This is a genomic window from Rhizobium sp. Leaf321 (assembly GCF_001423215.1).
GTDB classification, from domain to species: Bacteria; Pseudomonadota; Alphaproteobacteria; order Rhizobiales; family Rhizobiaceae; genus Neorhizobium; species Neorhizobium soli.
In genome coordinates this window covers 661,644-686,040 of the sequence record NZ_LMOF01000007.1, presented here as the reverse complement: position 1 = coordinate 686,040, position 24,397 = coordinate 661,644, and the positions used below count along the sequence as shown (strand labels likewise).

Annotated in this window: 21 protein-coding genes; 12 read left to right on the top strand and 9 right to left on the bottom strand. The window is 61.5% G+C overall.

Annotated elements, in window-relative coordinates; all coding sequences use genetic code 11:
* Nucleotide 1: 1 nt before the first annotated feature.
* Nucleotides 2-541: a GNAT family N-acetyltransferase gene (locus tag ASF70_RS16195; RefSeq protein WP_244474052.1), complete on the bottom strand. Its 540-nt coding sequence runs from the start codon at nucleotides 539-541 to the stop codon at nucleotides 2-4.
* 273 nt (nucleotides 542-814) lie between these two features.
* Here ASF70_RS16195 and ASF70_RS16190 point away from each other — a divergent pair, with 273 nt between their 5' ends.
* Together ASF70_RS16190 and ASF70_RS16185 are read left to right on the top strand one after the other, a co-directional pair.
* The gene (locus tag ASF70_RS16190; protein WP_062581080.1) at nucleotides 815-1,405 is read left to right on the top strand and encodes a 3'-5' exonuclease; all 591 of its coding nucleotides are present in this window, start codon (nucleotides 815-817) and stop codon (nucleotides 1,403-1,405) included.
* A 66-nt stretch (nucleotides 1,406-1,471) separates the two neighbouring features.
* On the top strand, nucleotides 1,472-1,969 hold the full coding sequence (locus ASF70_RS16185) for a CreA family protein (protein ID WP_062581078.1): 498 nt from the start codon (nucleotides 1,472-1,474) through the stop codon (nucleotides 1,967-1,969).
* Between the two features lie 79 nt (nucleotides 1,970-2,048).
* Here ASF70_RS16185 and ASF70_RS16180 read toward each other — a convergent pair whose 3' ends face one another.
* Entirely contained in the window at nucleotides 2,049-2,516 is a 468-nt protein-coding gene (locus ASF70_RS16180) for a chemotaxis protein CheW (RefSeq protein ID WP_062457968.1), read from the bottom strand.
* A gap of 123 nt (nucleotides 2,517-2,639) precedes the next feature.
* On the opposite strand from ASF70_RS16180, the gene ASF70_RS24355 reads away from it, so the two are divergent.
* From ASF70_RS24355 to ASF70_RS16170, 3 genes are all read left to right on the top strand, one after another.
* Nucleotides 2,640-2,795 carry a hypothetical protein gene (locus ASF70_RS24355; protein WP_165699872.1) on the top strand — a complete coding sequence of 52 codons (156 nt, stop codon included), beginning with the start codon at nucleotides 2,640-2,642 and terminating at the stop codon, nucleotides 2,793-2,795.
* 99 nt (nucleotides 2,796-2,894) lie between these two features.
* Complete coding sequence (locus ASF70_RS16175) at nucleotides 2,895-3,494, top strand: SCO family protein (RefSeq protein ID WP_062581076.1); 600 nt, start codon at nucleotides 2,895-2,897, stop codon at nucleotides 3,492-3,494.
* 66 nt (nucleotides 3,495-3,560) lie between these two features.
* Complete coding sequence (locus ASF70_RS16170; protein WP_062456224.1) at nucleotides 3,561-4,442, top strand: 50S ribosomal protein L11 methyltransferase; 882 nt, start codon at nucleotides 3,561-3,563, stop codon at nucleotides 4,440-4,442.
* An 80-nt stretch (nucleotides 4,443-4,522) separates the two neighbouring features.
* Here ASF70_RS16170 and ASF70_RS24350 read toward each other — a convergent pair whose 3' ends face one another.
* The gene (locus ASF70_RS24350; RefSeq protein WP_062456227.1) at nucleotides 4,523-4,696 is read right to left on the bottom strand and encodes a hypothetical protein; all 174 of its coding nucleotides are present in this window, start codon (nucleotides 4,694-4,696) and stop codon (nucleotides 4,523-4,525) included.
* A 238-nt stretch (nucleotides 4,697-4,934) separates the two neighbouring features.
* Between ASF70_RS24350 and ASF70_RS16160 the strand changes: the two genes are divergently transcribed.
* On the top strand, nucleotides 4,935-6,770 hold the full coding sequence (locus tag ASF70_RS16160; protein ID WP_062581074.1) for an aminopeptidase P family protein: 1,836 nt from the start codon (nucleotides 4,935-4,937) through the stop codon (nucleotides 6,768-6,770).
* A gap of 6 nt (nucleotides 6,771-6,776) precedes the next feature.
* Here ASF70_RS16160 and ASF70_RS16155 read toward each other — a convergent pair whose 3' ends face one another.
* The 3 genes from ASF70_RS16155 to pncA all read right to left on the bottom strand — a co-directional run bounded on the left by ASF70_RS16155 (nucleotide 6,777) and on the right by pncA (nucleotide 8,602).
* Nucleotides 6,777-7,100, bottom strand: a complete 324-nt coding sequence (locus ASF70_RS16155; protein ID WP_062581458.1) for an AzlD family protein — start codon at nucleotides 7,098-7,100, stop codon at nucleotides 6,777-6,779.
* 11 nt (nucleotides 7,101-7,111) lie between these two features.
* Nucleotides 7,112-7,858: an AzlC family ABC transporter permease gene (locus ASF70_RS16150; RefSeq protein ID WP_062581072.1), complete on the bottom strand. Its 747-nt coding sequence runs from the start codon at nucleotides 7,856-7,858 to the stop codon at nucleotides 7,112-7,114.
* A gap of 117 nt (nucleotides 7,859-7,975) precedes the next feature.
* Entirely contained in the window at nucleotides 7,976-8,602 is a 627-nt protein-coding gene (gene pncA, locus ASF70_RS16145; protein ID WP_062456237.1) for a bifunctional nicotinamidase/pyrazinamidase, read from the bottom strand.
* Nucleotides 8,603-8,906: 304 nt separating this feature from the next.
* Here pncA and ASF70_RS16140 point away from each other — a divergent pair, with 304 nt between their 5' ends.
* Both ASF70_RS16140 and ASF70_RS16135 read left to right on the top strand, forming a co-directional pair.
* Nucleotides 8,907-10,130 carry a YeeE/YedE family protein gene (locus ASF70_RS16140; RefSeq protein ID WP_062581070.1) on the top strand — a complete coding sequence of 408 codons (1,224 nt, stop codon included), beginning with the start codon at nucleotides 8,907-8,909 and terminating at the stop codon, nucleotides 10,128-10,130.
* A gap of 507 nt (nucleotides 10,131-10,637) precedes the next feature.
* Nucleotides 10,638-12,086, top strand: a complete 1,449-nt coding sequence (locus ASF70_RS16135) for a DUF2778 domain-containing protein (protein WP_162237991.1) — start codon at nucleotides 10,638-10,640, stop codon at nucleotides 12,084-12,086.
* Between the two features lie 46 nt (nucleotides 12,087-12,132).
* Here the strand turns inward: ASF70_RS16135 and ASF70_RS16130 are convergent, their stop codons facing one another.
* Nucleotides 12,133-13,278, bottom strand: a complete 1,146-nt coding sequence (locus tag ASF70_RS16130) for an amidohydrolase (RefSeq protein WP_062581456.1) — start codon at nucleotides 13,276-13,278, stop codon at nucleotides 12,133-12,135.
* A 68-nt stretch (nucleotides 13,279-13,346) separates the two neighbouring features.
* Nucleotides 13,347-15,911, bottom strand: a complete 2,565-nt coding sequence (locus tag ASF70_RS16125; protein ID WP_062581065.1) for a UvrD-helicase domain-containing protein — start codon at nucleotides 15,909-15,911, stop codon at nucleotides 13,347-13,349.
* A 218-nt stretch (nucleotides 15,912-16,129) separates the two neighbouring features.
* On the opposite strand from ASF70_RS16125, the gene ASF70_RS16120 reads away from it, so the two are divergent.
* Both ASF70_RS16120 and ASF70_RS16115 read left to right on the top strand, forming a co-directional pair.
* Entirely contained in the window at nucleotides 16,130-17,308 is a 1,179-nt protein-coding gene (locus ASF70_RS16120) for an efflux RND transporter periplasmic adaptor subunit (protein ID WP_062581063.1), read from the top strand.
* The gene (locus tag ASF70_RS16115; RefSeq protein ID WP_062581061.1) at nucleotides 17,305-20,490 is read left to right on the top strand and encodes an efflux RND transporter permease subunit; all 3,186 of its coding nucleotides are present in this window, start codon (nucleotides 17,305-17,307) and stop codon (nucleotides 20,488-20,490) included. The genes ASF70_RS16120 and ASF70_RS16115 overlap by 4 nt, the downstream gene beginning before the upstream one ends.
* A 10-nt stretch (nucleotides 20,491-20,500) precedes the next feature.
* Here ASF70_RS16115 and ASF70_RS16110 read toward each other — a convergent pair whose 3' ends face one another.
* Nucleotides 20,501-21,937, bottom strand: a complete 1,437-nt coding sequence (locus ASF70_RS16110) for a PLP-dependent aminotransferase family protein (RefSeq protein WP_062581060.1) — start codon at nucleotides 21,935-21,937, stop codon at nucleotides 20,501-20,503.
* Between the two features lie 94 nt (nucleotides 21,938-22,031).
* On the opposite strand from ASF70_RS16110, the gene ASF70_RS16105 reads away from it, so the two are divergent.
* On the top strand, nucleotides 22,032-22,895 hold the full coding sequence (locus ASF70_RS16105) for a DMT family transporter (RefSeq protein WP_062581058.1): 864 nt from the start codon (nucleotides 22,032-22,034) through the stop codon (nucleotides 22,893-22,895).
* An 86-nt stretch (nucleotides 22,896-22,981) separates the two neighbouring features.
* The gene (locus tag ASF70_RS16100; protein ID WP_062581056.1) at nucleotides 22,982-24,397 is read left to right on the top strand and encodes an FAD-linked oxidase C-terminal domain-containing protein; all 1,416 of its coding nucleotides are present in this window, start codon (nucleotides 22,982-22,984) and stop codon (nucleotides 24,395-24,397) included.

Genomic DNA, 24,397 nt, shown 5'->3' with positions numbered 1-24,397 from the left:
ATCAGGTTTTCAGCCGCGCCATCGCATAGGCGTCGACGTAACGACCGTCTCGAAAGGCGTCGTCCCTGAGATGCCCTTCGATGACAAAGCCGTAGCGCTCGTAGAGCCTGATGGCGTCGTGGTTGTCGGTAAAGACGTCGAGTTCCAAGCGGTGCAGGTTCAGCCAGTTGTCGGCAAGGTCGATCGCGGCCTTCATCAAGGCCGAGCCGACGCCGCGGCCGACGAAATCGTCGTGCACGCCCATGCCGATCGTCCCGACATGCCGGCGGCGGCCCTGTAGGGGACCGAGGAAGATGTCGCCGATGATGACGCCGTCCATGTCCGCCACGAGCTTCTTTGTGCTGGGCGCCGGATTTTCCAGGTATTGACGGGTTTCCGCTACGGTCTGATATGGCAGTCTCAGCGTGCCGTAGCGATATCCGGGAAGATTGGCGAGGACCGTGATGGCCGCCGCATCGTCGGGTGTAGACGACCTGATCACGTAACCGTCCAGCCGTTCGGCTCGCGGTGGCTTTTCCTTGATCTCTTCGCTTGAAGTCACTCTTGCTCTCCTTGGGATCACCGAGGCAGAGCGGACCAGCCGATCCCTGCCAGTTTCGGCAGGGTGGTGGACGGATGATCGACTAACGCGCCAAACCCGCCACACGCCCTGCAAGGCGGATGGTCATGGTAAGACGGGTAAGGGCGATAGCGTTGATCATGGATCACATTGGGCCTGACAATGATGTGGAGGTCAAGATGCAGGCGGGGATGCGCTTTGCCGAATCGCTCCATCCGGCATAAAAGTCCGATGACCGAAGATTAGGACGCGACCTTGAAGACCATTGCGATCGATTTCGAAACCGCCAACGAACAGCGCGGCAGCGCCTGCTCGGTGGGTCTTGCGTGGATCGAGGACGGTCGTGTGGTGCGGGTCGAGGAACGGCTGATCCGGCCGCGGGATATGCGGTTTTCGTCTTTCAACATCGCCATCCATGGGATCCGGCCCGACCATGTCGAGGATGCCGGCGAGTTTCCCGAAGTGATGGACGAGTTCATCGACGATTTTCGTGGCGCGACGATGATCGCCCATAATGCCGCCTTCGATTTCAGCGTCTGGCGGGCCTGTCTCGACCAGTACCGGCAGTCCTATCCGGAACTGTCTTATCTCTGCAGCGTCAAGATGGCGCAAAAAGTCTGGCCGCACCTGATCTCGCCCAAGCTCAATATCCTCGCGCAGCACCTGGGGCTGAGCTTCCTGCATCACAATGCGGCAGAGGATGCGGCGGTCTGTGCCGAAGCCTCGATCGCGATTGCACGGTCGCTTGAGGTCATGCATATCCACGATATTCCGACCGCGATCGGCATGCGGGCAGGGCGGTTGTTTTCCGGTGGCTATGATGCCTGCACATTGCGCAAGCAGTGATCACTTGTAACCCCGCTGCCGAAGCTTATCTCTGATCACGTATCGTTGACTGGAGATTTTGCCACTATGACTCGTTCGAGCCGCCGCCTTGCCGTTCTCGCGACCGCCGCTATCCTCGGCGGTCTTGCCGTTCCCGCTCTTGCCCAGGTGGTCGGCAAGGTCGGCGTCGACTGGATCGGCAACGACATCATCGTCGAGGCGGTGCAGGACCCGAAGGTGAAGGGTGTCACCTGCCACGTCACGTATTTTGATCGCAGCGTCATCGACAGGCTGAAGAACGGCAAGTGGTTCGAGGACCCGTCCAACAATTCCATCTCCTGCCGCCAGACCGGGCCGATCGAGATTGGTGACATCGAGCTCGACGACGGTGGCGAGGAAGTGTTTCGCCAGGGTCGGTCGCTGATCTGGAAAGACCTTCTGGTCAAGCGGATCTACGACAAGCCGAACGATACGCTGATCTACCTTGCCCATTCGCGACAGGTTGTCGAAGGATCGGCGAAGATGGCGATCTCCAGCGTGCCGCTGTTCAACCAGCCGGTGACCTGGGAAAAGGGCAAACCCTGATCCGCTTTACGTCCTGACATAAGAAAACCGGGCTCTTTTCAGAACCCGGTTTCAGCAAGGGCAGTTCTATGCCTTCAGATCAGGCGGCTTCGCGCGACAGTTCGTCTGCAATGACGGTGTCGAGGTTCAGGAAGCAGACCATGGTCTTTTCGAGAGCAACGATGCCGCGGCAGAAATCGCGCTGGGCTTCCGGAATGATTTCCGGTGCCGGCTGCAGATCTTCGCTTCTGATCGTCATCATGTCGGAGACCTGTTCGACCAGAAGGCCGACCAGCTTGCCGGCGATGTCGGTGACGATGATCGCCGAACGCTCGGACGGTTCGGTCATCTTCATGCCGAGGCGGCAGGCCATGTCGATGACCGGGATCACCGCGCCGCGCAGGTTGATGAGGCCAAGCACGTAAGGCGGAGTATGCGGCATCGGAGTGACCGGCGCCCAACCGCGAATTTCGCGGATCGCCATGATGTCGATGCAGAATTCCTGGTCTCCCAGATGGAAGGAGACGATTTCGAGATAGGCTCCCGACTGCTTGATGGCGTTACTCATGTCGATCATCCTGATGTCGTTTTTTTGAAGGTCTCACGTCCCCGTTAAACTTCCCCTAATCTTTGCCGCCACAACGCGCTTTTTGTTCTATTTCCAGGCCGGTCGACGATGCTATAGTGGGTCATGCAACCGATCGCTCCATCGCTTCGACTTCCGGTTTTTCTGATCGCCGCGCTTGCCGCGATGCTGATCGGCGTCCTCGCTTTTGTTGGTTGGGCGCAGCACGGTTCTTCCATCTTCCTCGCGATGGCCGAGGGAACGCTCTCCTGGTGCATGTGACGGCCACGTCTGTGAAAACGTGGTGGTGATTTGCAACAATCGTCGTCTGCGGCTATCAGCGGTCACGATCTCAACTGATGATGCAGCAGGCAAACTACGATGAAGACTTTCCGAATTGTACTTTGGCTCGCCGTCGTCATTCTGGCCGGTGTTCTGGCCTGGCTGACCCTGGAGGTCACGCGTTCGAAGCAGCAGGTGGCCGAAGGGCCGTTCGGTGTCCCGTTCGAACTTGTGGCGCAGGACGGCAGCCCGATCACCGAAGCAGCGTTCCGCGACAAACCGACGGCCGTGTTCTTCGGCTTTACCCATTGCCCGGAAGTCTGCCCGACAACGCTGTTCGAGCTGAACACCTGGCTGCATCAGGTCGATCCCGATGGCACCAAGCTCAACGCTTACTTTGTGAGCGTCGACCCGGAGCGCGATACGCCGGAGCTGATGGGACAGTATGTCTCGAATGTCTCCGACCGTATTCGCGGTATTTCAGGCCCGCCTGCCAAGGTGATGGAGATGGTCAAAGGGTTTCGCGTGCTTGCCCGCAAGGTGCCGGTGGATGAGAAAAACCCTGGCGGCGATTACACGATGGACCATACGGCATCGATTTTCCTCCTGAAGGACGGCGGCCGTTTTGCCGGAACGATCGCTTACGGCGAGGATCCTGCAGCGGCGGCGAAGAAGCTCGAGAACCTGAACAAGGGATAAGTCGCTTGAGGCGGATGCCTTATTCGTGGCAAAGCTTGCCGCGAAGATTATGAAAGGCGACTTCCTTTGAGTGAAATCCGGCTTTACGTGACATCCACCGAAATCGGTTCGGCCGAGATCCTCGACCTCCTGTCGCTGGAGTTCGGCGAAGAGGACGTGGCGATTGCCACGACCGAGGTGGACGAGAAGAAGGATATCTGGGAAGCCTCCGTCTACATGATGGCGGACGACGAGGAGGTCTTCAGGGAACGGATTGCAAAGGCGATCAGCGAGGATTTTCCCGATCTTTCGATTGCGATGGAGGTTATCCCGGATGTCGACTGGATTGCCAAATCGCTCGAAGGGCTCAAGCCTGTCAGGGCAGGGCGGTTTCTGGTTCATGGCTCGCATGACCGCGACAAGGTCAAGATCAACGACATTGCCATAGAGATCGATGCTGGACAGGCGTTCGGGACCGGCCATCATGGGACAACGGCGGGGTGCCTCGAGGTGATCGACACGGTCGTTCGAGCAACCGAGCCGAGAAATGCGCTCGATCTGGGAACGGGCAGCGGCGTTCTGGCGATTGCGGTGCGCAAGTTGCGCAACATCCCGGTTCTTGCAACGGACATCGATCCGGTCGCCGTTCGGGTTGCCAAGGAGAATGTTCGCCGCAACGGCATTGCCAGCGGACTGCGGCTGGAGACGGCACCGGGTTTCCACTCCTCGGCCTTTCGCCAGGACGGTCCGTTCGACCTCATCATCGCCAATATTCTGGCGCGGCCGTTGATCAAGATGGCGCCGCAGCTGGTGACGCATCTGACACCGGGCGGATCGGTGATCCTGTCCGGTATTCTAGCCGAGCAGCGCTGGAAGGTGATTTCCGCTTATGCAGGAGCCCGCTGCCGGCATGTGCGCACGATCTGGCGCAACGGCTGGGTGACCATGCATTTCGTGCGAGGCATGTGACGGGCCATGGGCTGGCCTGTCAGGTTTTGTAGGCTTGCCGGCACACCGAGTTGCGTGCCGGGTATCGCGTCGTCCTCAGATCAGAAGATGTAACGGGTCGCACCCTGGCGCTGAAGTTCTTCGCGCGTCGTGCCGAGGCTCTTTAGCGTCGCATCATCAAGGCCAAGCATTGCGCCGTTGACGTAACGGGAGACCTGACGCTGACGGGCTTCGACCACGCGGTTCATTGCATTGCGGAGAAATGAGTTGGCCATCGTGTTCGTCCTTTTCAAAGTGATGACCCCAGAGGTCATCGAACATTGACGACACCTTAGATGATAAAAAATGAGGCAGGCAGTGGGTCTGCATCATGTGTGGCATGCGTCGGCTGCATGGATAGGTCCCTGACCCTGACTGCCCTGTCACGTATCTGCATAGGATACTGGCGGCGGGCCGGGGAAATGTTCTAACATGGCGGCCATCAGTCGGAATCAAACCAGCCGGAATTCACTCATGTTTCAATCGTTCGAGACCAAGTCCGCCCCGCAGTTCGGCCGCGAAAGGGTGACTGCCCTGCGTGACGGCTTTGCCGAACTCGGCATCGACGGGTTTCTCGTGCCCCGCGCCGACGAGTATCAGGGCGAGTATGTGCCTGAGTCGGCCGAGCGCCTGTCGTGGTTGACCGGCTTTACCGGATCTGCCGGCATGGCGCTCATCACGCAGCGTGAAGCGATCGTCTTCGTTGACGGGCGTTACGTGACGCAACTGGCCGAACAGGTTGACGGAACTGTGTTTTCCGGCGGCGATCTGGTCGGCGAGCCGCCGCATGCCTGGATTGCGAAACATGCGCCGAAAGGGTTCCGCCTCGGCATCGACCCTTGGCTGCATGCCGGTGCGGAAGTGCGCAAGCTGGAAAAGGCGCTTGCGGAGATCGGCGGCACGCTGGTTTCGCTGGCCCACAATCCGCTCGATGCGATCTGGAGCGATCGCCCTGCGGAACCGGTTGGCGCGTTGACCATCCAGAGAGAAGAGTTTGCCGGAAAGCCGGCCGGCGACAAGCTGAGCGAGATCGCGCGCCAGACCGAAGCGAAGGGACTGTCTGCGGTACTGATCACGGATCCGTCCTCCGTCGCCTGGATCTTCAATGTTCGCGGGGCTGACGTGCCGCACACGCCACACCCGCTGGCGCGCGCGATCGTCTTTGCAAACGGCAAGGCAGAACTCTTCATCGATGCGGCAAAGCTCGGGAGCGAAGAGGCGGTTTACCTGGACGCTCTCGCCCTCCGGCGGGATCCCTCCGAGTTCCTCGGGCGTCTTGCTGAGGTTTCAAAAGACGGCGCCCGCATCCTGATCGATCCGGATCTGACACCGCTCGCGCTGACGGCTGCAATCGTCGCAGCTGGCGGCGAGGTGATCGAGGGGATCGATCCGGCAAAGCTGCCGCGCGCCTGCAAGAATTCGGCGGAACTCGATGGATCGGCGAAGGCGCATCTGCAGGATGGCGCGGCTGTCGTCGAGTTTCTGTGCTGGTTGGATGGCCAGACGCCGGGCTCAATCACCGAGATCGATGCGGTAAAGACGCTGGAAGCGACCCGGGCCCGCGTCGGCCAGAGCATGCAGAACCCGCTGAAGGACGTTTCCTTCGATACGATTTCCGGTGCCGGCGAGCATGCTGCGATCATGCATTACCGGGTGACGTCCGAAAGCAACCGGCAGATCCTGCCCGGCGAACTGTTCCTGATCGATTCGGGCGCGCAGTATGTCAACGGAACGACGGATATCACCCGCACGGTTGCGGTCGGCTCGGTTTCCGAGGATCGCAAGCGCTTCTTCACGCTGGTTCTGAAGGGCATGATCGCCATCAGCACGGCGAAGTTTCCGAAGGGAACGCGTGGCTGCGATCTCGATCCGCTGGCGCGTATCGCGCTGTGGAAGGCGGGGGCGGATTTTGCGCATGGCACGGGACACGGCGTCGGGTCCTATCTCTCCGTGCATGAGGGGCCGCAGCGTATCTCGCGGATGTCGACGCAGGAGCTTCTGCCCGGCATGATCCTTTCGAACGAGCCCGGCTATTATCGCCCCGGCGCCTTCGGGATCCGGATCGAAAACCTGATCTTCGTGAACGATGCCGCACCTGTCGAGGATGGGGACATGCCGGTTCTGTCGTTCGAGACGCTGACCTGGTGCCCGATCGATCGCCGCCTTGTGGTCCCCTCGCTGATGACCTCGGAAGAACTGCAGTGGCTGAACGACTATCACGCAGAGGTTCGTGAGAAGCTGATGCCGCTGATCGACAAAGATTCGGTCAAGACCTGGCTCACTGCAGCGACGGCGCCGATCTCCGGCTGAGCCGGATTACATCCCGATACCGAAACCGTGCCGGGCGGCCATGACTGCCGCCCAGCCGACGACGAGGACCATGAGGCCCGGAAAACGCAGGCCGAACACCAGCGCCGCGATCATCGCAATGCGCACGTCCCAGCCGCTGTTGACGAAGGGTGGAGCGACGAGTGTCACCAGAACGGCGGCCGGCACGGCGTTGAGGGCCGATTCCACCCGTGGCGGTATGCGTTTCAAGCTGTTGACAAGGATGTAGCCGCCGAGCCGCGTGGCGTATGTCGCAATTGCCGCCATCAGGATCAGGGTGGCGGTCTGGCTATCGACGGAGAAGGCGCTCATGCCGGTTTCCATCACGCAGCCTCCGTTTCAAGGGCCGGGTCTTTCACGTCGTGATCCGAGGCTCCGGGAGGAGGCAGGATGGCCGCGACGACGATCCCGAGCGCTGCCCCCACACTGATATGCCAGGGTGACCCGACGACCCAGTAGGCGACAACCGATCCGACTGCTCCGGCGACGAGGACGGGTAGAAAATTGTGCCGTTTGCGAAAGCCCATCACCAGACCGAGAAAGTAGACGGGCAGGAGGACATCGATGCCGATCGCCTTCGGGTCGCCGATCAGGCTGCCGAACAGCGCGCCGACAATGGTATTGCCGACCCATCCAATCCATACCACGCCGCCCATGGCGATGTACCAGGCGAAGGTAACCGGGGTCTGTTCTTCACGTTTCTCCGTCTCGGCAAATTGCGGATCGGTCAGCAGAAAAAAGGAAAGCCCGCGTTTTAGCAGCGGAAAACGGCCGAGGATCGGCGATACTGCCGCGGAATAGAGAACGTGGCGGAAATTGACGGCGAGCACCGAGAGCACGATCATCCAGGCCGCGACATGGTGGCCGAACAGTTCGATCCCGACCAACTGGCTCGCACCGCCGAAAACAAACGCGCTCATCAGCGCCGCTTCCGCCATGCTGAAACCGTTGTCGATGGCGATCGCTCCGAACAGGATGCCGAACGGGGCTGAGGAGAGGACGATGACGAAGCCCTTCTTCAATCCGTTCCTGATCTGGCCGCTTGTGGTGATCGGTTCGCTGAAACTCATGAGTCTTCCGATGCGTGCGCGTGCAATGCTTCGTTTATGCACGTGAGCGCCCGGTGACAATCGAATTGCGTTGATGCGTGTATCGATTTTGCTGAACGATCGGCGGCGCGGAGTGCGTCAGTCCGCGAGAATCTCGCTGCTCTTGATAATGCCGACGCCGTTGGCGCGCATCTCCTCGATGGCAGCCCTGACGCCCTCGGGTGTTATGCCGCGGCTCGCATCCTCGATGAAGCGCACTTTGACGTCCGGCAGCATTTCGACAGCGTCCAAGGCTGAAAACTTCACGCAGTAGTCCGTGGCGAGACCGCAAACGTCAAGCTCCGTAATCTGCTGTGCCCGGAGGTAACCGGCAAGGCCGGTAAGGGCGGCCTGGTCGTTGTCGCGAAAGGCGGAATAGCTGTCGACTGCAGGGTTTTCGCCCTTCTGCTGGATATAATCGACTGCGCCGATATCGAGATCCGGATGGAATTCCGCATCCGGTGTTTCCTGCACGCAGTGATCCGGCCACATGACCTGCGGCTGGCCCGAGAGCTCGCCCATGTCGAATGGTTTCTTGCCCGGATGCTGGGAGGCGAAGCTGCCGTGATTGGCGGGATGCCAGTCCTGCGAGGCGACGATCACATCGTAACCGCCGTCGGAAATGAGGCTGTTTGCGATCGGCACGATGTCGTCACCGTGGGCAACAGCGAGGTTGCCGCCAGGGCAGAAGCCATTCTGGATGTCGATCAGGAGCAGCGCTTTCATAGATCGTCCTCACGAGTGGTTCTTCCTTGTCACACGAAGATGCCAAGCATGGCGGCATCGATCAAGCCTCTTCTGCCCAACACGATCGTCGCTCCAAATCATTTGTGACGAAACGGTCGGCCTTGGTGGCAGGTTCTGCGGTCATCTGATCTCCGCGGTTTCTAGGATGTCTGAAGATGACTCGATCGCTTTTGCTGACGGATCTGAAATCTCAATCCGGTTTCGAGCCGAATGTTGAAACGTGATTCCTCGTCGGATGCGGACCACAACCCTATCTAGAGGTCATCTTCACGGAGTTCCTCCCATGTCACTGTCGTCTTCGCTAGAAACGCGGGCTGAAGGCCTGCCGCCGATCGGTTTTCCCGGTCTCGGCGCTCTCATCGTGCTTGTTGTCGGCACCGTTGCGCTCGGCCTCGCTTATGGTCCAGCCCAAGGTGCGCTCTTCCTCATCGGAGGCGGGCTTGGCATCGCGCTCTATCACGCGGCCTTTGGGTTCACGTCTGCCTGGCGTGTCTTCATTGCGGAGGGCCGGGGCCGGGGTCTTCGCGTTCAGATGATTCTTCTGGCGCTTGCCGTCATCCTGTTTTTCCCGGCTCTATCCAACGGCGTGCTGTTCGGCACCGAGGTGCGTGGCAATATTTCGCCGGCCGGTATCGGCGTGATCGTCGGCGCCTTCATGTTCGGCATCGGGATGCAGCTTGGCGGCGGTTGTGCATCCGGCACGCTGTTTACCGCCGGTGGTGGCAATGCGCGCATGCTGGTGACCCTGTTCTTCTTCATCGTCGGTTCGGTTCTCGCCACCATCCACTTCGACTGGTGGGTCAGTCTTCCTTCGCTGCCGCCGACGTCTCTGTTCCAGACCTTCGGTGCATTTGGCGGCATTGCGGTATCGCTTGCCATCTTTGCGGCGATCGCCGCGATCACTGTGGTCGTCGAGAAGCGGCGCAACGGCGCACTTGAACAGGCACCACCTTCGCCACGGCATGGTCTTGCCCGCTATCTGCGTGGTCCGTGGCCGCTGGTGGCTGGCGCGATTGCACTCGTCATCCTCAATTTCGCGACGCTCGCAATCGCCGGCCGTCCCTGGGGGATCACGTCCGCCTTCGCGCTCTGGGGTGCGAAGGGCGCGCAGGCGATCGGCTTTGATCCGACAGCCTGGGCCTACTGGCAGCAGCCGGGGAATGCCAAGGCTCTGGCCGGAAGCGTGTTTGCCGATGTCACATCCGTCATGGATTTCGGCCTCATCGCGGGCGCCATGCTGGCGGCGGCGCTGGCCGGAAAGTTTGCTCCCAGCCTCGACATTCCGCTGCGTTCGATCCTTGCGGCCGTCGTCGGCGGTCTGCTGCTCGGCTACGGTGCGCGAATCGCCTATGGCTGCAATATCGGAGCCTATTTCTCCGGCATCGCGTCCGGCAGCCTGCATGGTTATCTCTGGGCAGTCGCGGCGTTTGCCGGAAATGTGCTGGGTGTGAAATTGCGGCCTTTCTTCTTCATGGAAGGTCGGTCCATTCGCCGGGCCGACGGTTGAGCCGTTCACCGCATCCCTTCAAAACTCCACGATCCATGGGCGCCTCCACAGAGGCGCCCATTTTCGCATGTGGGTTCAGACAGAGTGTCGCCACACTTCGGCTCTGGCTTGCCGCATCTTACCCCCTCAAAATTGCGGGTGCGATTTCGTACCTCAAATGTCGCACCAGTTAAAAACCGGTGTAAGCCTTGAGTTTGTTAACTTTTGTCGCTAAACAGCAACAGTCGACGAGCTAGACACCGGACTTGCGGGCAGGGTCGAACACCCCTTTGCCGCATTTCTGCTTAACTTCCGGCGGTATGCGCTTTTAAGTGCACCACCGAAACCAAATCGGGGCGGCGTAAAGACATTGGTTACCATAATCGTTCATTCTCATATGCAGTCGATTGGCGGCGATGAGCAGATCCTGTCTGCTTTCTCAGTCCGCTTTGATCTTGCGGGCAAGACTGCGAAAGCGGTTCTTGCCGGTGTGAGTAACGGTTCGGGTAACGAGTAATGGCGCGTCAGTTGGAATCCAAAGCTTCGAAGCAGAACGGTCGCAAAGCGGCATCGAAAGCATCCTCGGCGCAGGCGCGCCGCAAGAAGTCCCGCTCACTCATGACGAATATGGCGCTTGGCGTCGGCTTTACCGTAGCGGCGCTGGTTGGTGCCTCGATGGTCACGGTCGCGACCTCGGTCAAGTCTGCCCCCAGCATCAGGTTCGAAACGGCCCTGCTTGCGCCACCAACGGCGCGCGAGCATCTCGTGGCTGCATCGGCGCGCACTGCGGACCGCAATCTCGATATTTCGAAATTCTCTCGCCTTCCAGGCAGCGCGCCGGCCGAGCCGAAGCGCGGTCGTCTGGAAGGAGCGCAGCTTGCTGCTCTCTCTTCACAGCGTCCGGATGACGCAAGCGTTCGTCAGTCGATGCATCTCGCGATGGCAAAGGCTGCCCGTCACGCCGAAACCGAACAGCAGTTTGCGGCCCTTGGCAAGCTGCGGCCCGGCTCCGACCAGATCAAGTCCGCTCTCGGTTCTGCCATGGAAAGTCTTGTGGTCGTAGCGCCACGCGGTAGCGAAGCTCTGGGCGCAATGCCCGACATTCTCCAGGAGGTTCAGCCGGCGACAGAGGTGGCGGAACTCAACACGATGAAGCCGGTGGAACTGGCGTCGCTCGAAAGCGATCTGCCGGAAAGCATGTCGGAGGATACGGTGGCGATTGCCGAACAGGCGACGCCGCTACCTTCACCTGCGCCGACATCTCTCGCCCAGGCGCTGCCGAAAGCCGGACCACTGCCGGTCCTGCGTCCCGGTGCGGCCACCACCAGCGCTTCCATGGCCGTCGCTTCCGTCAAGCCTGAAAAGCCGAATGCACTTGCCGCAATCGCAGCCGTCGCACCGCAAAAGCCTGGCCGTGGCGACAACGATAACGACAAGCCGACCGTGCTTGCCTTTGCCAAGCCGAACAACCCGATGCGCGAAGAGCCTCTCGCTCCGTCGCAGGGTTCGCCGAAGTGGCCGGGCATTGGGACCAAGGTTGCGATCTACGACATCACCAACGGCGTGGTCATCATGCCGAACGGCAGCAAGCTCGAGGCCCATTCCGGCATCGGCAGCATGCGCGACAACCCGAAGTTCACGCATGTGAAGATGCGCGGCCCGACACCTCCGGGCACCTACAAGCTCTCGATGCGCGAATCGCTGTTCCACGGTGTTGCGGCAATCCGCCTGACGCCGACCGACGGCAAGGCGCCGCAGGGCCGCACGGGTCTTCTCGCCCACAGCTTCCTGCTTCGCGTTCGCGGCGACAGCCATGGTTGCGTGGCCTTCGCCGACTACGACAAGTTCCTGAAGGCCTTCCAGCGCGGCGAAATCACCCACATGATCATCGTGCCGAAGTGGGATGGCAAGCGCCCCGGCGCCGGCCCAAGCGGCGGCGGCATCATGGCAAAGCTGTTCGGCAACAAAGACGCCTGATTAAACTCAACAAAAAACGGAGCCTTTTAGGCTCCGTTTTTCGTTGTCAGCCCAGCGTCTGCCGCGTTGCGGCCAGGAAGATGCGCGCGCCGATCGCAATCAGATCGTCGGGATAATCATAAGTCGGGTTGTGCAGGGCAGGGTGGCTTTCGCCGGCGCCGAGAAACAGCATGGCCGATTTCGAGACCTTAGCGAAGCGACCGAAATCCTCCGAGGCGCGATAGGCTTGCCCAGCGACGTGCGGCACGCTCTCGGCATCCATCGCGGCCCTCAGGATGTCGGCTGCAGCGGGGTGGTTGATGCAGTGGCCGAACACATCCTGATAGGACAAGGCCAGGGCCAGCCCATCCGCCGCAGCCGCATCTCTCGCCATTGTCTCCGCCTGTTCGACAAGCGCCGACATCTGATCATCCGTCGAGGTGCGCAGCGTCACCCAGATCTCCCCATGCGCCGGTGAAATGCCCGCCGCGAGTTCACCGATCGTCACGTGGGTCACGGTCGCTCGCACGAGGTCGTCGTTTTCGACAGAGCCTGCCGAAATACCGCTCAGGGCTGGCAGCAGCCTGGCCACGGCCGAAACCGGCGAGATCCCGGTCTCTGGCCATGCCGCGTGGGCAGTCTTGCCGGTCAGGATGATTTTCATGCCGCGCGACGCGCAATTGGTCGGGCCGTCCTTCAGATGAACGTGGCCGAGCGGGATGCCCGGCATGTTGTGCAGGGACAGGCTGATATCGGGCGTCAGGTCCCGAAACTTGTCGTCGGCAAGGACCGCTGCCGCCCCGGCGCCGGTTTCCTCCGCCGGCTGGAACAGGAGAACGACACGACCCTTCGCTGGCCGCCGACGTCCGAGCGCGCGGCCGACCGCCGCAAGCGTTGCCATATGCCCGTCATGGCCGCACATATGGCTTTTTCCCGATACCTTCGACTTGTGCTCGGGGTCGCCGAGTTCCTCGATCGGAAGAGCATCGAGCTCCGCCCGCAGCATCACCGTCATTCCGGGCAGGCCACTGTCGTAGACGACCGCGACGCCGGCGCCACCCAGACCCTCAACGATCGCGTCCGGACCGGTCTCCGACAGAAACCGCACCACCTCGCGAGCGGTTTCCACTTCCTCACCGGACACATCAGGCATGGTATGAAGCCGGCGGCGCCATGCGGTGAGTTCGACGACGTCGCTGTTGCTGAGGGAGATGTCATTCATCGAATTCTAAAGCCCTCATCATGGTCACGACCCTCGTTTGCGAGTGAGTAGACGTCTCGTCAGCCCGCCTTCTCCACGAACCCGTCCAGCACCCGCTTTTGCCCTGCCTTGTCGAACTCGATCGTCAGCTTGTTGCCTTCGATCGCGGTGATATTGCCGTTGCCGAACTTGATGTGGAAGACCCGGTCACCGGTGGTGAATTTCGACGGCGTGTCGGTTGTCGATTTGGCGACCAGCTCGCCGTCGATCGTGCGGCCGCGGGGGCCGCTTTCGCCGTAGCCGATGCGTTCCACGGCGTGGCCGGAGCGGCTGCCCCAGTTGTCGCGGGTGGCATCTGTCTTGTTGGCCTGGGCGCGTTTCCAGCCGGGCGTCGAATAGGAGTTGCCGGCGAAGGCATCCGCCTTGTCGAAGCGCGACTGGCCGTAGCCGCCGCGGCCGCCATAGCCACCGAAGCTTGAGGATTCCGATGCCGCGACATCGACATGGCTCGGCGGCAGTTCATCAAGAAAGCGCGAGGGCATTGTGGATTGCCACAGGCCGTGAATACGCCGGTTCGAGACGAACCAGATATGGCAGCGGCGTTTCGCGCGGGTGATGCCGACATAGGCGAGGCGGCGTTCCTCCTCCAGCCCGGAGCGGCCGCCTTCGTCCAGCGCGCGCTGGTGCGGGAACAGGCCTTCCTCCCAGCCGGGCAGGAACACGGTCTCGAATTCCAGACCCTTGGCCGAGTGGAGCGTCATGATCGAGACGGCATCGAGGTTCTCGTTGGTCTCGGCATCCATGACGAGCGAGACGTGCTCTAGGAAGCCGCGCATGCTCTCGAACTGCTCCATCGAGCGGATCAGTTCCTTGAGGTTTTCCAGCCGCCCCGGCGCTTCGGCGGTCTTGTCGTTCTTCCACATGTCGGTATAGCCCGACTCTTCGAGGATCTGCTCGGCCAGTTCCGTATGCGGCACGGTTTCGAGACGTGCCTGCCAGTTGCGGAAATTCTGCACGACATCGAACAGGGCCTTGCGGGCCTTCGGCTTCAGCTCGTCGGTCTCGATCATTTCGCTTGCGGCCTGAAGCATGGGCACATCGCGGGCGCGGGCGCTGTCATGCAGGTAGCGTATGGTCGTGTCGCCGAGGCCGCGCTTTGGTGTGTTGACGATGCGCTCAAAGGCAAGGTCGTCGGCCGGCTGGCAGACCATGCGGAAATAGGCCATCGCATCGCGGATCTCGAGCCGCTCGTAAAAGCGCGGGCCGCCGATGACGCGGTAGTTGAGGCCGAGCGTCACGAACCGGTCTTCGAACTCGCGCATCTGAAACGAGGCGCGCACCAGGATCGCCATGTCGTTCAGCGCGTGTTTCTTGGCATCGCTGCGACCATCGCCGCGCTGCAGCCGCTCGATCTCCTCACCGACGGCACGGGCTTCCTCTTCGCTATCCCAGGCGGCGTGGACGATGACCTTTTCATCTTCGGGATCGACCCGGTCGGTGAACAGCGTCTTGCCGAGGCGTCCTTCGTTATGGGCGATCAGATGGCCGGCAGCGCCGAGGATGTGCTCTGTCGAGCGGTAGTTGCGCTCAAGCTTGATGACCTTGGCGCCCGGGAAATCCTTGTCGAAGCGAAGGATGTTTTCCACTTCGGCACCGCGCCAACCATAGATCGACTGGTCGTCGTCGCCGACGCAGCAGACGTTTTGCGGCACGTCCTTCGGACGCTGAGCGAGCAGACGCAGCCACATATACTGGGCCGTATTGGTGTCCTGATACTCGTCGACGAGGATATAGCGGAACCGCTGGTGATACTCCTTGAGCAGATCCGGTGCCTTGCGGAACAGGGCGATCGGGTGCAGCAAAAGGTCGCCGAAATCGCAGGCGTTGAGCGTGCGCAGGCGGGCCTGATAGGCGGCATAGAGTTCGCGGCCCTTGCCGTTGGCAAAAGCTCGGGCGTCGCCTTCCGGAATGTCGGGCGGCAACAGGCCCTTGTTCTTCCAGCCATCGATCATGCCGGCGAACTGCTTGGCCGGCCAGCGCTTGTCGTCAAGACCTTCCGCCTGGATGAGCTGCTTGATCAGGCGCACGACGTCGTCGGTGTCTAAGATGGTGAAATCGGATCGCAGGCCGACCAGCTCCGAATGGCGCCGCAACAGCTTGACGCCGATCGAGTGAAACGTGCCGAGCCACGGCATGCCTTCGACGGCGCCGCCGACGAGAACGCCGATGCGCTCCTTCATCTCGCGCGCAGCCTTGTTGGTAAAGGTCACGGCGAGAATCTGGCTCGGATAGGCGCGGCCGGTCTCCAGCAGGTGGGCGATGCGGGTGGTCAGCACGCGGGTCTTGCCGGTTCCGGCGCCGGCCAGAACCAGAACGGGACCATCCAAGGTCTCGACCGCTTCGCGCTGTTCCGGGTTAAGGCCCGTCATATAGTCGGGTGAGGGCCGGTTGCCACCGCGCGCCGCCATGGCCCGCGCCGCGATCCCCAAACCACCGGAACCACCAGCAGGAACAGGAGCAGAACCTTGGTTGCCAGCCGATGCCGGCACCGGGCGCTGGTCCGATTGGTCTTCGCCTCGCGCCTTGCGGGGGGCGGGCTCCGGCTCCTCATCGAAGAAAGGGATGTCGTCGTAACTGTTACTCATCCGGCCAATGTAGTGATTCGGGCTCGAAAGACCAGCCGATGTTCTCTTTTCATTCCTATGTTTCCCCTAGGAATCGTCCGGATCCGTGTCGTTGAAGCTCTGACACATCCGTGAAATCGCGTGATGTTACAAAACAGTAAGGTAGGTTCCTCGACCTTGCCAGTTGGGCGCGAAACGGGGATACTTGCACCACTTATCGATAGACTTGCGAGGAATGAATGCGGATCTGGAACCAGCTTCTGATGTCGGTTGCGGTACTGCTCGGAGGGCTCTGTCTCTGGGTCTACCTGTCGGCAGATGCCGGGCGGTCACTGATTTCGATGGGCGTTCCCGCAGGAGTGGTGACTTCCATCAATCCTGATGTCGCCGAGCCGGCGGCCGCAACGGTTGCGGGCGCACCGGCTTCGTCATCGCGCGGCGGGCAGCGGGGCGGCGGTGAGAGCCAGGTGGTGTTGGTTGCAACCAGACCCGTCGGAACCGGTGTGGTCAACGACAGACTGTCGGCGATCGGTGACGGCGAGGCGATCCAGTCGGTTATCGTGATGCCGCAGGCGACGGGCACCGTAAACGAGATCCTCGTCAAATCCGGCGACATGGTCAAAAAGGGCCAGATTCTTGCGCAGCTCGATGACGACGAGCAGATCATCCTGCGCGATCAGGCGCAGGTGGTGTTGCGCAGTGCCCGCGAGAAATCCGATACTTACCGGAACCTCAAGAGCTTCTCCCGTCTCGACGTGCTCGACGCGCAGATTGCGTCCGAAACGGCGCAGCTGACGGTCACCAACGCCGAACTGGCGGTGAAGCGTCGCTCGGTCGTTGCGCCAATCGATGGGATCGTCGGCATCGTCGCGGTCAATATCGGTGACAACGTCACGACCGCGAGCAATATCGTGACGATCGACAACCGTACCGAGCTGCTGGTGGATTTCTGGGCGCCGGAGCGTTTCGCGGTCCAGGTCAAGCCTGGCATGCCGGTCGAGGCCGCCTCCGTCTCGCGTCCAGGCCGCACCTTCGAGGGTTCGGTCGAGGCCGTCGACAACAGGGTCGATCCGGCAAGCCGTACGATCCGCATTCGTGCCAGAATTCCCAATGTTGACGACGAACTCCGCGCCGGCATGTCTTTCGGCGTGACGATGCGGTTTCCGGGCGAGACCTTTCCAAGCGTCGATCCGCTTGCAGTCCAGTGGGATGCGAAAGGCTCGTTCGTCTGGCATATCGTCGATCACAAATCGGTCAAGGAGCGGGTGAGGGTGATCCAGCGCAATCCCGATGCGATCCTCGTCTCGGCCAATCTGAAGGATGGCGATGTCGTGGCAACCGAAGGGTTGCAACGGGTCCGGGAAAATGGTGCCGTCCGCATTGCCGGTGAAAAGCCGCCGGAGGTCGCCAGCCGATGAGCAGCAGCCACAGCGGTAACGCCAATAACAACGGGTCGTCCGGCCAGTCTTCCGGAAAGCAGAACAGCTTTACCGCGCTCTTTGTGCGGCGGCCGGTCCTTGCCGCGGTTCTCAACACGCTCCTCGTCGTCGCAGGCCTTGCCGCTCTTGCCGGCGTCGAGGTGCGCGAGTTGCCGGATGTGGACCAGCCGGTCATCACCATCCGCACCACCTATGACGGCGCTTCTGCCCAGACCATGGACCAGGAAGTGACCGATATCATCGAGGGCGCGGTTGCCCGGGTCGCCGGCCTCAAGGCCGTTTCATCGGAATCGCAGTTCGGCCAGAGCCGTGTCACGCTGGAATTCAACGACACCGCCGATCTTGCGGTGGCCGCCAACGACGTGCGTGATGCGCTTGGTCGTGTCACCGGCCAGTTGCCTGACGACGTGGACGAGCCGCGCATCATCAAGGCCGATTCCGACAGCCAGCCGATCATGCGGCTTGCCGTTACGTCCAACTCGTTGTCGATGGAAGACCTGACGCTTCTCGTCGATAACGAGGTGTCCGACCGGCTTGCGTCGGTTGACGGCGTCGCTGACGTGGAACTCTACGGCGACCAGGAAAAGGTCTTCCGCGTCGACGTGAACCAGACGGCGCTTGCCAGTCGTGGGCTGACGATTGCAGATCTCTCGGAGGCGCTATCGACGGCTGCGCTCGACGTGCCCGCCGGGTCGCTGGAATCCTCGACGCAGGACATTGTCGTGCGCGCGACGGCGAGCCTGACCAAGCCCGAAGACTTCGAAAACGTCATGCTGGGCAACAATGTTAGGCTGCGCGATGTGGCGACCGTGATGCTCGGGCCGGACGACGGCACGACGGCGTTGCGATCGAACGGCGTTCCGGGCGTCGGTCTTGGCGTGCTGCGCCAGGCGCAATCGAACACGCTCAGCATCTCGGAAGGTGTACGGGCCGCCGTCGCCGATCTTCAGAAGACGCTGCCCGAGGGCACGCGCATTGCCATCACCAGTGACGATGCGGTCTTCATCGAAGGCGCGCTGCACGAGGTCGAGATCGCGCTGGCGCTCTCGGGCACGATCGTCATTGCCGTCATCTATCTCTTCCTGCGCGACTGGAAGGCGACGCTGATCCCGGCGCTTACCATGCCGGTGGCGCTGATCGGTACGCTGGTCGCAATCTATGCCGTCGGGTTCTCGATCAATATTCTGACGCTGCTGGCGATCGTTCTTGCGACCGGCCTTGTGGTGGATGACGCGATCGTCGTTCTTGAAAACATCGTGCGACGACGATCGGAAGGCATGGGTCCGCGCGCGGCAGCCGTGATCGGCACCCAGGAGGTTTTCTTCGCGGTGCTGGCGACGACCGCGACGCTTGCCGCCGTGTTTATTCCGCTGTCGTTTCTGCCCGGCCAGATGGGCGGCCTGTTCCGCGAGTTCGGGTTCGTTCTGGCGTTTGCCGTCGCGCTGTCTTCGGTCACGGCGCTCACGCTTTGCCCGATGCTTGCCTCGCGCATGCTGACGAAACCGATCCAGGAAAAGAACGACGGCCTGCTTGGCCGGTTCGGTAGCCTGTTTGCCAATTTCTACCGGGTGACGCTGCATGCCTGCCTTGGCGCGCCGGCGATCGTCATCGTCTTTGCGCTGCTGTTTGGCGGTGCCGGCTATATGGCCTTCAAGACGGTCAAGAGCGAACTGACACCACCGGAAGACCGGGCCATGGTCATGCTGCGGGCGACGGCGCCGGAAGGCATCAGCCTGCAATATATGCGCGACAAGCTGCAGCAGATCGAAGAGAAACTGCAGCCGCTCGTGGCGTCCGGCGAGATCCAGAACATCTATTCGATCTCGGGGCAGGGTGGCGCCACCAATAACGGTTTCATGGTTCTGACCCTCGCGCCTTGGTCCGAGCGGGAGCGCAGCCAGGCCGATATCGTGCGCGATATCAACGCGGCCACCGCGACCGTGCCCTCGCTTCGCGCCTTCGCGACGCAGCAGAACAGTCTGCGTATCCGCGGTGCCGGCAACGGGTTGCAGATGGCGATGGTCGGCACCAATCATGAAGAGCTGACGGCCGCCGCACTGAAACTGGTGGACCAGCTTCGCGCGAGCGGATTGTTCGATACGCCGCGTCTCAACAACGAGCCGACGCAGGCCCAGATCTTCGTGTCGGTGAACCGTGAGCGGGCATCGGATCTCGGAATCGACATCACCAATCTCGGCACGTCGCTGCAGTCTCTTCTCGAAGGCCGATCTGTGGTGGACGTGTTTGTCGACGGCGAGGCGACGCCGGTCAAGCTGACATCGACGACGCGTCCGATCGATGACCCGACGGATCTCGAGAACATTTTTCTGAAGGCCAAGGATGGCCGCATGGTGCCGCTCTCCACCGTCGCGACGCTCGAGGAACGGGCCGTGGCGCCGAGGCTCAACCGCGAACAGCGGCTTGCGGCAGTCTCCTTCTCGGCCAGCCTCAAGGACGGTGTCTCGCTCGGTCAGGCGGTCCAGGCGGCGACCGAGCTTGCGCAGCCGCTCCTGCCAGCTGGATCACGTCTGATACCGTTGGCAGAGGCTGCGACACTCAAGGAAAACTCGAGCGGCATGGCGCTGACATTCGGCTTTGCGATCGCCATCATCTTCCTGGTGCTTGCGGCGCAGTTCGAAAGTGTCCTGTCCTCGATCATCATCATGTCCACGGTGCCGCTGGGACTTGCCTGCGCTGCCTTCGCCTTGGTTCTGACCGGCTCCAGTCTCAACGTCTACAGCCAGATCGGGCTTGTGCTGCTTGTCGGGGTCATGGCGAAAAACGGCATTCTGATTGTCGAGTTCGCCAACCATCTGCGCAACGAGGGCGCGTCCTGCCGCGAGGCGATCGAGCGGGCGTGCGCGATCCGTCTTCGACCGGTGATGATGACGATGATCGCCACCGTGATCGGCGGCGTGCCTCTTGTTCTTGCCAAGGGCGCCGGTGCCGAAGCCCGTATCGCGCTCGGCTGGGTGATCGTCGGTGGCCTCGGCATGGCAACCATGGTGACGCTCTACATCACCCCTGTCGCATACTTGTTGATCGCCCGCTTCTCCAAGCCACAGGTGCACGAGGAACAGCGGCTGCAGGACGAGCTGGAAAGCGCCCGGAAGGGACGCGCCAACGATACGAAAGAGCAGCAGCTGATGGCAGCCGAGTAAGGGCTTGCCTTCAGGCAACGGTTTCGGGGTTCCGCATGTCGGCGAAAATCTGCTTCAGGACGTCGTAGATCCGTCCATCGAGCGATTGCGACACGTTGAAGCGCATGGAACTCGTCGCTGATTGCGACGGGCTGAAGACATTGCCCGGGGCGAGCACGATGTTGTTCTTCAATGCCGCCCGTGCGACGTCGGCGGAATCGAGACCATCGGGCAGCCGGCACCACAGAAACATGCCTGCCTGCGGCTCGATCCACGGCACGATGCCGATCGCCTTCAGCCGTCCCGATACCTCGACCCTTGCGCCGGCGAGCCGCCCCCTGATCGTATCCAGATGCTTGCGGTAGCTGGCATCGCTCAGCGCCTGGTAGACCAGTTCGGACGCAAGCGATGGCCCGCCGAACGAGGTCGCGATCTTGAGGTCGGTCAGACCCTCGATCCAGTCCCGCTTGGTGGCGATGAAGCCGCAGCGGACCGAAGCGGAGAGAGTTTTCGAAAAGCTGCCGATATGAATGACCCGGTCAAGACCGTCAAAGGCAGCCAGCCTTGGTGCCGGCGTATGCTCGAAATCCGAAAAGATATCGTCCTCGACGATCGTCAGGCCGAACTGTTCGGCAAGTTTCAGAACGCGATGCGCCGTGACGGGACTAAGCGTTGCCCCGGTCGGATTGTGGACCGCCGAATTGGTGATGTAGAGGCGAGGGCGGTGCTCAGCGAGGACGTTTGCGAAAGCGTCGAGATCAGGCCCGTTCGGCGTATAGGGCACGCCGACGATCCGGGCGCGATGGGCGCGCAGGATCGCCTGGAAATTGAAGTAGCAGGGGTCGTCCACGAGGACGGTGTCTCCGGGCTCGATCAGGAACCGGCAGAGAAGGTCGATTGCCTGGGTGCCGGAATCGGACAGCACGATCTGGTCGGGTGACGCCTCGATGCCGCGCTCTCCCATTCTGCGCGCAATCAGGCTTCGAAGCGGTGTCAGGCCGAGCGGAGAACCATAGTCCGTAAGCGTTGCCGTATCGCCGCGGGACAGCGTGCGAAGCGATCGCCGCAGGGTTTCGTCCGGTAACCAGGATGGTGGCAGCCAGCCACAACCCGGCGTCAGGCCATCGCGCCGGACATCGAGCGATTGCCGCGACACCCACAAGGGATCAACGGCGCGGTCGAGCTTCGGACCGATCTGCGCGAGCGACAGGGGTGCCGTCTGGTTGGCAACGTAAAAGCCGGAGCCGGGGCGGGAGGTGATCACGCCCTCTGCCGTCAGCCGGTCGTAGGCATCGACGACGGTGGAGGTGGACACTTTCAGCGTCGCCGCGAGGCTTCGCACGGAGGGAAGCTTTGCCCCGGGCACAAGGCTGCGCCCGGAAATCCGTTGCCGGATGGTCGAAACGACCATTGCGACCTTCTGCCCACCTTGCGTCCCCAAGTCCATCCGTACTGCCTCATGCACCATTACAATTTTGTCAAATCGTACCTGAGTGTAGCTGTCGCTGCCAGAGGCTTGCGCGCATAAGCGTCGAAGGTTTTTGGCAGGGGTGTGCAGGCTTATGGATCGTTCTCTTTCAGGTTGGATCAACGGCATGATCGGCGTGATCATCTTCAGCGGCTCGCTGCCGGCGACAAGGGTTGCCGTCACGCAGTTCGATCCGGTTTTTCTTACCGTTGCCCGCGCCGCGATTGCCGGCCTCCTCGCACTTTGCATCCTCCTCATCTTTCGTGAAACGTGGCCGTCGCGCCGCGACCTCGTGTCTCTTGTCGTCATCGCGCTCGGCGTCGTGGTGGGCTTTCCGCTTCTCACTGCGCTGGCACTCCAGCACGTGACATCGGCCCATTCGATCGTCTTCATCGGTCTGCTTCCTTTGGCGACGGCATGCTTTGCGGTTCTTCGCGGTGGCGAGAGACCGAGGCGGGCATTCTGGATCTTCGCGATTGCCGGAAGCTCGTGCGTTGCCGGTTTTGCGCTGTCGCAGGGTGTGATGGCGTCACCCTTTGGCGACGGCATGATGCTTGCCGCGGTTCTCGTCTGCGGCCTCGGTTATGCGGAAGGTGGCCGCCTGTCGCGGACGCTCGGGGGATGGCAGGTGATCTGCTGGGCGCTTGTTCTGTCGCTGCCTGTCATGATAGTCATCACGGTTACGCAACTGCCGCCGGATTTCTCCGCAATCCGCATGCCGGCATGGCTTGGCCTCGGCTATGTCTCGCTTTTCAGCATGCTGATCGGCTTCATCTTCTGGTATCGCGGGCTGGCGCAGGGTGGCATTGCGGCAGTCGGCCAGTTGCAGCTGACGCAGCCATTCTTCGGCCTCGTGCTTGCCGCCCTGCTGCTCGGTGAAAGCATCAGCCCGATGATGATCGTCGTGACATTTGCCGTCATCCTCTGTGTCGCCGGGGCTCGCCGCTTCGCGCGATAAGCTACCGTACCGATGCGGGATTGTTCGTTCTGGACAAACCTTGCCGTGTCTCCTAACCAAGCCCTAGCATCTTGAGGAGACGTAGCATGGCAATTCGCGACGTGAAGGCAGGCCAACGGAACGAGGAGGGCATTGCCGCGGTCCTCGGTATCTTGAAACAGGCTTTCGGCGAGCGGTTCCAGACCGGCCAGTCGTTCCGCGAACAGCATGCCCACACGACCACCTATCTTCCGGGCCAGCTTCCCGATGGCGTCGTGTTCGTCGAGACGAGCGACGACGTGAAGACCGTGGTGAAGGTGTGCGGCGAGCATCGGGTTCCGATGATCCCGTTTGGCGTCGGTTCTTCGCTGGAAGGTCAGGTCAATGCGCCGTCCGGCGGCATTTCGATCGATTTCAGCCGCATGAACAAAGTCCTTCGCATCAGCCCTGAAGATCTCGACGTCACCGTCGAGCCGGGGATGACGCGTGAGGAGCTGAACCGCGAACTGCGCGATACCGGCCTGTTCTTTCCGATCGATCCCGGTGCCAACGCAACGATCGGCGGCATGGCGTCGACCCGTGCGTCCGGTACCAACGCGGTGCGTTACGGCACGATGAAGGACAATGTCCTGGCACTGACCGTGGTTACCGCCGATGGCGAAGAGATCCGCACCGCGCGTCGCGCCCGCAAATCCTCGGCCGGCTACGATCTGACCCGGCTATTCGTGGGCTCCGAAGGCACGCTCGGCGTGATTACCTCGGTGACGCTGAAGCTTCAGGGCATTCCGGAAAAGATCGGCGGCGGCGTCTGCGCCTTCCCAAGCGTCGAGGCCGCCTGCGATGCCGTCATCATGACCATTCAGATGGGCATTCCGGTTGCCCGTATCGAACTTCTCGACGACGTGCAGATCCGCGCCTGCAATGCCTATTCGGGCCTATCCTACCCCGAGAAGCCGACATTGTTTCTCGAATTTCACGGCACAGAAGAAACGGTCCGCATCCAGTCGGAACAGTTCGCCGAGATTGCCTCCGACTGCGGCGGCGACGAGTTCCATTGGACTGCCAATGCCGAGGAACGCACGAAGCTGTGGAACGCCCGCCACAATGCCTACTGGGCAGGCCGGGCGCTCGATCCGTCGCTCAACGGCCTTTCCACCGATGTCTGCGTGCCGATCTCGCGGCTGGCGGAATGCGTCGCCGAGACCCAGGCCGATATTCGCGACGCGGGGCTTCTGGCACCGATCGTCGGCCATGCGGGCGATGGCAATTTCCATGTCCTCGTGCTTTTCGACGACAAGGATCCGGCTTCCGTTGCCAATGTCGAGGCGTTTACGGGACGCCTGAGCCGCCGTGCTCTCGCGATGGACGGAACCTGCACCGGCGAACACGGCGTCGGGCAGGGCAAGATGTCCTATCTCGACGAGGAACTGGGCGGTGCCGTCGAGCTGATGCGGTCGATCAAGAAAGGCTTTGATCCGCAAAACCTCTTCAATCCGGGAAAGATCTTCCGCATCGCGGAATAA